The organism is Streptomyces sp. NPDC056948 (assembly GCF_042674225.1).
GTDB classification, from domain to species: Bacteria; Actinomycetota; Actinomycetes; order Streptomycetales; family Streptomycetaceae; genus Streptomyces; species Streptomyces purpurascens.
Genome location: NZ_JBHUQX010000036.1, coordinates 24,346 through 33,961, shown reverse-complemented (window position 1 = coordinate 33,961; position 9,616 = coordinate 24,346). Strand labels below are relative to the sequence as shown.

The following is a 9,616-nucleotide window of genomic DNA, read 5'->3' as shown; positions in this document are numbered from 1 at the left end:
CCGCTGTTGCGGACCACCGTGGCCGGGGGCGTACTGGCTGAGGGGCACAGCGAGAGCGAACAGGACGGTGGGACACATGTCCGTGACAGGCCGGTCGAACGGGGAGCTGCACGAACAGGCCGCGGCCGAGGCCGCCCGGCGGTACGAGGACTCCACCGCGGAGCGTGAGCGGGTCGAGGACCGGCTGGCGGCCGGCGTGCGGTTCCCGGACACCCCGGACGCGCTCGCCGTCCGCGCCGACCGGATCCTCGAGCGGGGCGGTCTGTCCCCCAAGGCGGTCGTGGCGGACATCCACGGCGAGGCCATGGACCTGCCCGACGCCAACGAACGCATCATCGACCTGTCCAACGAGCTCCAGGCCTGGAGCTTCCTGCCGCGCGGTGTCAGGGCGGGGGCCTCGGTCGCCCGGATCACCCTGCGCCGCGACGGCCGTGAGCTTCCGCACGGCACCGGCTTTTTGGTGTCGCCGCGGCTGATGATGACCAACCACCACGTGCTGCCCGACGAGGGCTTCGCCCGCCGGTGCTTCGCCGAGTTCAACGCCCAGGTCACGGTCGACAACGTCCCCGACACCGCCGTCCGCATGGAGCTCGACCCGGGGGCCTTCTTCGCCGCGGACAGACGGCTGGACTTCGCCCTGGTCGCGGTCACGCCCGCCCCGGACGGCCGCCCGCCGGGCGAGATCTTCGGCTGGAACCGGCTCAGCGTGCAGCTCGGCAAGCTGGTGCTCGGCGAGAAGGTGAACATCATCGGTCACCCGGACGGCCGCCTCAAGGAAATCGTTCTGCGCGACAACGCGGTGCTGGTACGGCTCGACGACTTCGTCCACTACCGAACCGACACGCGCCCCGGCAACTCCGGCTCCCCCGTCTTCAACGACCAGTGGGAGGTCGTGGCCCTGCACCACAGTGGCGTGCCGAAGAAGGACGACCAGGGCCGCGTCCTGCGCACGGACGGACAGCCCTGGCGCGAGGGCGACGGCGACGACGCGATCGAGTGGGTCGCCAACGAGGGCGTCCGCATCAGCTCGGTCCTGAAGCACCTGTCCGGGCTGGACCTCGACACCGCGCGGCGTGCCCTGCTGACCGAGATGGGCCCGGACTCGGGCCTGGACCAGAGCGCGGTCGCCGCGCCCGCGCTCTCCTCGCCGCCGGTACCCGGCGTCACGACCCCGGCGGCCTCCGCCACTCCGGTCACGGAGAGCGGGACGGATGCCCGCACACCCAAGATCGGACTCCCGGCCCGGAGCACCGCCTTCGGCGGCCGCCGGCACCTGGTCTTCCTGCACGGCAGGGACCAGCAGAGCAAGAAGCCCGTCGACCTCCGCGTGACCTGGACGGCCGGCCTGAACCGCGGACTCACCCTCGCGTCACTGCCCACGGTCGCCCCTGAGGACGTGTGGTTCCCGTTCTACGGCATGAGACTGCACAGCCTCGTGAGCGGCAGGGAGAGCACGGCCGAGGTCGTCGGCCTGGACGAGGTGAGCGCCGGCGCCGCCGCCGAGGTCTTCGCCGCGCAGTCGCCCACCGGCTCCTACGAGCGGCTGCTCTACGAGGCGGCGGCCCGGGCCGGCATGCCCCAGGACGGGCCGGCGGCCACGGAGGGCTTCGGGGCGGGACTGGTCGGCGCACTGCACCGGCCGCTGAGCTGGCTCGCCGCCCGGTCGGACGTGGACGAGTGGACCATCGCCACGTTCCTGCGGGACGTCGACCTGTATCTCGGCGACAGTGCCGTGCGGCAGGCCGTACTGGACAGCGTCATGGAGACCATGCCCACGACCGGCGAGCTGGTGCTGGTCACGCACAGCCTGGGCACGGTCGTAGGCATGGACCTGCTGACCCGGCTGCCGGAGGGCCTCGACCCGGTCCTGCTCGTCACCGCGGGCAGCCCGCTCGGCCTGGACGGCGTCAACGAACGGCTTCTCGCCCACGGCCCGCACCGGCCGCCCCGGGTGCGTGACTGGGTCAACGTCTGGTGCCCCACCGACGCGGTGGCCATCGGCTGTCCCCTGGAGGACGAGCGCTGGGGCAAGCTCACCCAGCTCGCCGTCTCCAACGGCCGTGACCGCGCGCACAACATCGACGAGTACCTCGCCCACCCGGGAGCGGCCGGTGCGGTCGGCTCGGTGCTCGGCCGGACCTGACGTGCCCCGTCAGCTCCCCTGGATCACCTGTGTCACGCCGTTGATGATCTGCTGCACGGCGATCGCGGAGAGCATCATGCCCGCGAGCCGTGTCACCAGGACCACACCGCCGTCCTTGATGATCCGGATGATCACCAGCGAGTAGCGCATCACCAGCCACAGCACGACATGGATGGCGAGGATCGCCGCCCACACGGAAACCTGCGCGGCGGCGCTGTGCGCCTTCTGCACGGCGAGGATGACCGACACGATCGCCCCCGGCCCGGCCAGCAGCGGCATGCCCAGTGGCACGAGGGCGACATTGACGTCCTTGGTCTGCTTCGGCTCGTCGGTCTTCCCGGTGAGCAGATCGAGCGCGATCAGCAGAAGCAGCAGCCCACCCGCGATCATCAGCGCGGGCACGGAGACATGCAGGTAGTCGAGGATCTGGTGCCCGAGCAGCCCGAACACGGTGATCACACCACCGGCGACACAGACGGCCTGAAAGGCCATCCGCTTCTGCACCTTGCCGGGCCGGCCGGCGGTGAGCGCGAGGAAGATCGGGGTGATCCCGGGGGGATCCATGATGACGAAGAGGGTCAGGAAGAGGGAGCCGAAGACGGCGACATCGAACATGGGTGAGCCTTGCGGGGTTACAGGAAAGCGCGGCGGGCAGCATCGGGCCACAACCGCTGTGGACAGGCGTTCCGTGGGGGTCCCCCCAGGCCCTTGAGGCACTGGGGGAGGAACGGGTGGGCACAGCGGCCTACGCCGGGTGCCTTGAAACGGACCTACAAAAAACGGACCTCAGACCCCGCCGGCCCCCGGCACGGGAAACGCCCCGAAGGCCCGCCGAGTGATCTCCCCGTACACCTCGGGATCCGTCGTGTACTCCCCGAGCACACACGTCTTCCGGCTGCCGTGATAGTCACTGGACCCGGTCGCCAGGAGCCCCAGCTCCTTCGCCAGCCCCCGCAGCCGCGCCCGCGTATCCGCGTCGTGCTCCATGTGATCGACCTCGACGCCGTCCAGCCCGGCCGCGGCCATCTCGGCGATCGCGGCCTCCGGCACCGTACGCCCCCGCTTGTTCGCCGCGGGATGCGCGAACACCACGACCCCGCCCGCGCCCTTGACCAGCCGGATCGCCTCGAAGGGGTCGGTCTCGTGCTTCTCGACGAAGGCCCGGCCGCCGTCGGCCAGCCAGTCCTGGCTGAAGGCGTCGTTCACGGTCGGCACCACACCCAGCTCGACCAGCGCGCTCGCCACGTGCGGACGTCCGACGGACCCGTCACCGGCGATCCGCGCCACCTGGTCCCAGGTCACGGGCACGCCCAGCTCCTGAAGCTTGGCGATCATGCCCTGCGCCCGGGGCACCCGGTCGTCCCGGACCAGCTCGCGCTCGGCGAGCAGCGCGGGCTCCTCGGCGTCGAAGAGGTAGGCGAGCATGTGCATGCTGATGCCGTCGAGCCGGCAGGAGAGCTCGGCCCCGGTGACCAGCGTCAGCCCCTCGGGCAGCGCGGCGATCGCCTCGGCGTGCCCGCGGGTGGTGTCGTGATCGGTGAGGGCGACGACGTTCAGCCCGGCCGCTGCAGCCTTCCGCACCAGCTCGGCCGGGGTGTCCGTGCCATCGGAAGCGGTGGAGTGGGTGTGCAGATCGATACGCACGACACGAACTCCAGACACAGACGAACCGAACAGGGCTGCTCAAGGATAACCGGATTCACGAGGCCCTCTGTCATACCCGACCCCAGGAAGCGCCCCCTACACCAACGCCCCCTCCAGAGGCCCTACGGCTGAAGCAAGCGCGGCGACAACGCCCCGCACGGCACCAGCTCCACTTCCGCCCCCGCATCCCGCACATCCGCCAGCACCAGCTCGTCGTACATCAACAACCCCGACTGCTCCGGCCACACGACCGCCCACAGCCACATCCCGAGCGCCTCGCCGGCGAACACCGCGCGATCGTTCGGCGCGCCGGTCACATGCCACAGCGGCGTCGGCCGCCCCGCGGCGAGCACCTTCGCGTGAGCCGGCTTACCGACATCCATGGTCGGCCCCGGGTCCGGACCGTCGATACCCGCATACCGCGCACCGAGTCCGACGCCCAACTCCTCGGCCACCAGGATCAGCTCGCCCATCCCGCCGAGCGGCCCGGGCCCCGTACAGGCCACGGCCGTGGCGCGGCCACCCGTGCGGTCGTCCCCCGCGCAGGCCACGCCCGTGAACAGCCAGCCGACCGGCAGCGGCCAGGGCATCCACACCGGCACCTGAGTCCGGTGCACCACGACGTTGAGGGCATCGACGCTGGGCGGTATCACGGGCTGCACCGGATGGACGGTGCCGTGCACATCGCACTGCCAGGAGTCGGAGAAGAGGCCGGGAGCCCTGACCCGGCCACCACACTTCGGGCAACTGGGTTCGCCCCTCATAGGGCCCCACGGTCCTACCCGCGCCCCGCCGCGTCAAGGACGATCACCCAACCGGACGGAACCCTTCACCCCCGCACTAGATGTAGCTTGCATTAGTTAGCATGGCTAACTTAGTATGTGTATATACCAACTAACTTGTCTCGGGAAAGGGAGCAAGCAATGGACCCCTTCGACGCCGGAGCGGGCGGCCTCCTCAAGCAGCCCAAGTCCGTGTGGGCGACCGCCGGAGCGTCGGTCGTCGCCTTCATGGGCATCGGACTCGTCGACCCGATCCTGCCGTCCATCGCCTCGGGCCTGAACGCCTCGGCCAGCCAGGTCTCCCTGCTCTTCACCTCGTACTTCCTCATCACCGCGATCGCGATGCTGGTCACCGGCTTCGTCTCCAGCCGCATCGGCGGCAAGAGGACCCTGCTGCTCGGCCTCGCCCTGGTCGTGGTCTTCGCGGGACTGTCGGGCACCTCCGGATCCGTCGGCGAACTGGTCGGATTCCGGGCCGGCTGGGGCCTCGGCAACGCACTGTTCGTCTCGACGGCCCTCGCGGTCATCGTCGGAGCGGCGGCGGGCGGCAGCGCGGCGGCGATCCTGCTGTACGAGTCGGCCCTCGGCCTGGGCATGGCCTGCGGTCCGCTGTTGGGCGCCCTGCTCGGTGACGCCAGCTGGCGCTACCCGTTCTTCGGCACGGCCTTCCTGATGGCCGTCGGCTTCCTGTGCATCGCGGTGTTCCTGAGGGAGCAGCCGAAGCCGGCCCGCAAGACCTCGCTCCTGGACCCGGTCAAGGCCCTCGGCCACGGCGGCCTCGCCTCCGCGGCGATCTCGGCGTTCTTCTACAACTACACGTTCTTCACCGTGCTGGCCTTCACCCCGTTCGTGCTGAACATGAGCCCGTACCGGTCGGGCGCGGTGTTCTTCGCCTGGGGTGTGCTGCTCGCCGTGTTCTCGGTGATCGTGGCACCGCGTCTGCAGAAGCGGTTCGGCTCGCTGAAGGTGCTCGGCGGTTCCCTGGTGCTGCTCGCGGCCGACGTGCTCGTGCTCGGCTACGGCGACCACACCACGGCCGTCGTCTGCACGATCCTGTCCGGTGCCTTCATCGGCGTGAACAACACCGTCTACACCGAGCTGGCACTCGGCGTCTCGGACGCGCCCCGGCCGGTGGCGAGCGCGGGCTACAACTTCGTGCGCTGGTTCGCGGCGGCGGCCGCCCCGTTCTTCGCACCGAAGATCGAGGAGTGGACCGATCTCCACATCCCGTTCGTGGTGGCGGCCGTCACGGCCGTGCTGGGCGCCGTCGTCGTGGTCGTACGCCGCAAGGCCCTCACCCACGAAGCCGAGGAGCTGGAGCCGGGGCACGCGACCGAGGACAGCGTCACCGTCTTCGCAGGCTGAGCCAACTGATGCTTTTCGGCCATGGGTTGGTGAGGTTCCTCACTCAGACCTCACTCCAGCGGGACGGACTTCCGGGACGGATCCCGGAGGTCCGTCCCCTGGTTCAGCCACCGCTCCTGGAGCGCCTGCGCGCCGTGCACCCGCTTCCAGGCGGCCTCGTTCGGGGTCATCGGCAGCAGCGGCAGGAACCGTACGGGGTCGAGGGGTTCGTCGAGCTCCAGGTCCTCGACCAGGCCGCCCGGTTCGGCGACCAGGACCGAGGTGAAGGGGGCGCCGGGCCACAGCGGTTCGCCGACGTCCAGGGAGGCGCCGGGGGCCACGATCAGGCCCTCCACCTGCGGAGACGCGGCGAGAATGGCGAGCGGACGGAGCACCTTGTCCGTCTCGGCGAGCCCCGCACGCACCGACAGGACCAGCTCCGCGCGCGGCCCCTTGACCGGGTCGGCGACCGCCGCAGTGGGCTCCGTCATGGGCTGCGCGGACATGCCGAGGGTGGCGTAGCGGGCGATGTCGCCCTCCTGGAAGCGCAGCACCTCGATGCGGTCCGTACCGAGGAACGTCACTGCCGCGCGCGCGTCCGGTTCACCCAGCGCGGTACGCAACCGGGCCTCGACCAGAGGAAGAACATCAGCCATGACGTGAGCATAGAACTCGTCAGTAGCGGGCAAAGGAGCACCTTGACAGTTTTGCCGGCTGCTACTCTTGCCCGGTGGTTCGGGGCAGCACGCAGAAGCGTCGCGATCAAGCCCCGACGCCGAAGGAACTCCCTTACGAGGGACCGGCCGGAGGAGGTGGGGCTGCAATGGACCGAAGTCGACCGTGCAGTAGCACCACGCTCTCCCGCCGCTGATGTAGCTGCTCTGTCTCTCTGGCCGGCCGCCACCTCTCGCACTCGCTTCACCGCGGAAGAGCGCTTCGTTTCGTTTTTCCTGATCTGCCTCAGTAGCTGAATCAGTAACGAAGCTCGCCACCGCGACGGTGCGGTGCTCCCCGCTTTGTGGACGTGCCAAACATCCGCAGTCACTACGTCCTCATTCCGGGTAGTTCCACCCGTCGCCACCGGCGCCTTTCGTTGCCCTCCCGCGAAGGAGCCCGCCATGTCGATGATTCGCGATCTGCGCGCCGTGGTCCGTCCGTCCCGCGTCTCGCTGCGCAAGGACAGCGGCACCTACGACGCCACCCGCAGCCCGGCGACGGCCACCGCCGTCGTCGACTGCGCCATCTACCGGGACGGCCGCCGCATCGAGACCGAGACCCCGCTGACCCCGCACGAGGCGGTGCGCCTGGTGCGCCGCGACGGGGGCTTCGTGTGGATCGGCCTGCACGAGCCGACCGAGGCCGAATTCTCCGGCATCGCCAGTGAGTTCGGGCTGCACCCGCTGGCCGTGGAGGACGCCGTCCAGGCCCACCAGCGGCCCAAGCTGGAGCGCTACGACGACTCGCTCTTCACGGTCTTCAAGACCATCCACTACGTCGAGCACGACCAGCTCGACGCCAACAGCGAGGTCGTCGAGTCCGGCGAGGTCATGTGCTTCACCGGACGGGACTTCTTCATCACCGTCCGGCACGGCGGGCAGGGTTCCCTGCGGGCCCTGCGGCACCGCCTCCAGGACGACCCCGAGCTGCTGGCCAAGGGCCCCTCGGCCGTGCTGCACGCCATCGCCGACCACGTCGTCGACGGCTACATCGCGGTCGCCGACGCGGTGCAGGACGACATCGACGAGGTGGAGACCGAGGTGTTCTCCCCGGGGCGCAAGGGCTCGCCGCGTGGTTCGGACGCCGGCCGGATCTACCAACTCAAGCGCGAGGTCCTGGAGTTCAAGCGGGCCGTGTCGCCGCTGCTGCGGCCCATGCAGCTCCTGAGCGAGCGGCCGATGCGGCTGATCGACCCGGACATCCAGAAGTACTTCCGGGACGTCGCCGACCACCTGGCCCGGGTCCAGGAGCAGGTCCTCGGCTTCGACGAGCTGCTCAACTCCATCCTCCAGGCCAACCTCGCGCAGGCGTCCGTGGCGCAGAACGAGGACATGCGGAAGATCACCTCATGGGCCGCGATCGTCGCCGTACCGACGATGGTGTGCGGGGTGTACGGCATGAACTTCGACTACATGCCGGAGACGCACTGGAAGTACGGCTACCCGGTGATCATGAGCATCACCGTGACCATCTGCCTGGGCATCCACCGCACGCTGAAGCGGAACGGCTGGCTGTGAGCAGCCTGGATAGGCTGGGGCCCATGACAAGCGAGCTGCTCGGCCAGGCCCTCGTCGAGGAAGCCACGAAGAAGTCCGGCCTCGTCTGGGTCCAGGGCCCCGACAGCCCGGCGCGTGCGCTCTGGCACGTGTGGCACGAGGGTGCCGCGTGTCTGATCGGCGACGGGCCCGGCGAACAGCCTCTGCCGGGTCTCGCCGACGGGTCCGAGGCCCGGGTGACGGTGCGCAGCAAGGACAAGGGAGGCCGGCTGGTCTCCTGGACGGCGCGGGTCACCGAGCTCGCGCCGGGCTCCGAGGCGTGGGACGCGACGGTCGCCGAGCTCAAGGGCAAACGGCTGAACGCGCCCGACGGCGAGGCCATGACCGGCCGCTGGGCCCGCGAGTGCCGGGTGCTGCGCCTGGAACCGACCGGGACGACGGCGCCCCTGCCCGACGACTCCCTGTCCGAGCCGCCCCTGCCGTCCCCGGCGATCACCCGCCGGCCGGTTCCGGCGGGCCTGCACCGCCTGCTGCTGAAGAAGCGCAAACGCAAGTAGCGGCCGCACGCGCAGCGCGGTCGCTACGACGTCGGAAGCTGCCGGCCGTAGTCCACCGTCTCGTTCCTCTCCGGCTCCCTGAGGGAGAAGTCCTCTCCCCAGGCGGAGAAGGTGAGGGTGCCCGCGCCGCCGGCCCGCTCCAGGCGCAGCGGATACGGCTTGCCCTCGAGGGAGACCTCCAGGGCGCCGCCGGAGCCCTTGTCGCCGGTGATGCGGATGGTGCGGACGCCCGCCTGCTCCTCGTGGCCGTCCGTCGCGAGTGCGCCGTGCAGGGTCAGCAGACCGTCGAGGAGGACACCCTTGTCCGTGAAACCGCTGAACTTCTTGTACGCGGGGTCGCCGTGCGGCACCTTCACGAACTTGCCGCCGAGCTTGGAGGCCGCGGCCGCGTCCCCCTCGCCCTTTCCGCCCTGGCCGTCCCCGTGACTCCAGAATTCGGCGTCGGCCTTGACGAAGAGCTGCTCGCCCACGCGCAGAAGCTGGAAGGTCGTCCCCTCGGTGGTGACCGACCCCTCGCCGCCGTCGTCCTTCAGCCGCATGTCGAGCGCGTACGTCTTCTCGCCGCTGACGACGCTTCCGTGCACCCGGACCGCCCCGGCGGACTCGGCGGCCGTGCGGGTCTTGCCCTGGATCTTCCCGGCGGGCAGTCTGCCGACCCCGTTGGTGCCCTCGTCGGGATCCTCCGCGCAGCCGGTGAGCACCGTCCCCGTCACGAGCAGTGCGCACATCGCGCTCGCGAGTACGGCACTACGGCTTCGGCCGTGGCGAATCGGAGTCACAGGTGGAGCTGCCTCTCTGCGGGGAGACCTGAACGGCGTACCGCAGGGTACCGGGCACGTGCGGGCAGGTCGGAGCCAGTCCGTCCGGACCGCCCGCCGACGCATCGCCGATCGGGACGGGCTAGCCTGAAGCCCACCCGAGCGGGCAATTCGG

Annotated in this window: 9 protein-coding genes; 4 read left to right on the top strand and 5 right to left on the bottom strand. The window is 70.2% G+C overall.

The window, feature by feature from the left end:
- The first annotated feature begins 76 nt into the window (after positions 1–76).
- The gene (locus ACFTZL_RS07250) at positions 77–2,143 is read left to right on the top strand and encodes a trypsin-like serine peptidase (RefSeq protein WP_382579313.1); all 2,067 of its coding nucleotides are present in this window, start codon (positions 77–79) and stop codon (positions 2,141–2,143) included.
- 9 nt (positions 2,144–2,152) lie between these two features.
- Here ACFTZL_RS07250 and ACFTZL_RS07245 read toward each other — a convergent pair whose 3' ends face one another.
- From ACFTZL_RS07245 to ACFTZL_RS07235, 3 genes are all read right to left on the bottom strand, one after another.
- Positions 2,153–2,758: a MarC family protein gene (locus ACFTZL_RS07245; protein ID WP_382579311.1), complete on the bottom strand. Its 606-nt coding sequence runs from the start codon at positions 2,756–2,758 to the stop codon at positions 2,153–2,155.
- Positions 2,759–2,929: 171 nt separating this feature from the next.
- Positions 2,930–3,787, bottom strand: coding sequence for a PHP domain-containing protein (locus ACFTZL_RS07240; RefSeq protein ID WP_382579309.1), 858 nt, complete (start codon positions 3,785–3,787; stop codon positions 2,930–2,932).
- Between the two features lie 122 nt (positions 3,788–3,909).
- Positions 3,910–4,551, bottom strand: coding sequence for a DUF6758 family protein (locus ACFTZL_RS07235; protein ID WP_382579307.1), 642 nt, complete (start codon positions 4,549–4,551; stop codon positions 3,910–3,912).
- Positions 4,552–4,710: 159 nt separating this feature from the next.
- Here ACFTZL_RS07235 and ACFTZL_RS07230 point away from each other — a divergent pair, with 159 nt between their 5' ends.
- Complete coding sequence (locus ACFTZL_RS07230; RefSeq protein WP_382579305.1) at positions 4,711–5,934, top strand: MFS transporter; 1,224 nt, start codon at positions 4,711–4,713, stop codon at positions 5,932–5,934.
- Positions 5,935–5,984: 50 nt separating this feature from the next.
- Here the strand turns inward: ACFTZL_RS07230 and ACFTZL_RS07225 are convergent, their stop codons facing one another.
- A complete protein-coding gene (locus ACFTZL_RS07225; protein ID WP_382579304.1) occupies positions 5,985–6,569 on the bottom strand; it encodes a suppressor of fused domain protein in 585 nt (194 codons plus the stop codon).
- Between the two features lie 462 nt (positions 6,570–7,031).
- Between ACFTZL_RS07225 and ACFTZL_RS07220 the strand changes: the two genes are divergently transcribed.
- Positions 7,032–8,147 carry a magnesium and cobalt transport protein CorA gene (locus tag ACFTZL_RS07220; RefSeq protein WP_382579303.1) on the top strand — a complete coding sequence of 372 codons (1,116 nt, stop codon included), beginning with the start codon at positions 7,032–7,034 and terminating at the stop codon, positions 8,145–8,147.
- A gap of 23 nt (positions 8,148–8,170) precedes the next feature.
- Positions 8,171–8,683 carry a hypothetical protein gene (locus ACFTZL_RS07215; protein ID WP_382579301.1) on the top strand — a complete coding sequence of 171 codons (513 nt, stop codon included), beginning with the start codon at positions 8,171–8,173 and terminating at the stop codon, positions 8,681–8,683.
- A 23-nt stretch (positions 8,684–8,706) separates the two neighbouring features.
- Here ACFTZL_RS07215 and ACFTZL_RS07210 read toward each other — a convergent pair whose 3' ends face one another.
- Complete coding sequence (locus tag ACFTZL_RS07210) at positions 8,707–9,462, bottom strand: hypothetical protein (protein WP_382579299.1); 756 nt, start codon at positions 9,460–9,462, stop codon at positions 8,707–8,709.
- Positions 9,463–9,616 lie beyond the last annotated feature (154 nt).

Excerpts from the sequence above, each read along its gene's own strand:
- ACFTZL_RS07230 (WP_382579305.1), top strand. The coding sequence starts at position 4,711 with ATGGACCCCTTCGACGCCGGAGCGGGCGGCCTCCTCAAGCAGCCCAAG.
- ACFTZL_RS07225 (WP_382579304.1), bottom strand. The coding sequence starts at position 6,569 with ATGGCTGATGTTCTTCCTCTGGTCGAGGCCCGGTTGCGTACCGCGCTG.
- ACFTZL_RS07220 (WP_382579303.1), top strand. The coding sequence starts at position 7,032 with ATGTCGATGATTCGCGATCTGCGCGCCGTGGTCCGTCCGTCCCGCGTC.
- ACFTZL_RS07245 (WP_382579311.1), bottom strand. The coding sequence starts at position 2,758 with ATGTTCGATGTCGCCGTCTTCGGCTCCCTCTTCCTGACCCTCTTCGTC.
- ACFTZL_RS07215 (WP_382579301.1), top strand. The coding sequence starts at position 8,171 with ATGACAAGCGAGCTGCTCGGCCAGGCCCTCGTCGAGGAAGCCACGAAG.
- ACFTZL_RS07250 (WP_382579313.1), top strand. The coding sequence starts at position 77 with ATGTCCGTGACAGGCCGGTCGAACGGGGAGCTGCACGAACAGGCCGCG.
- ACFTZL_RS07235 (WP_382579307.1), bottom strand. The coding sequence starts at position 4,551 with ATGAGGGGCGAACCCAGTTGCCCGAAGTGTGGTGGCCGGGTCAGGGCT.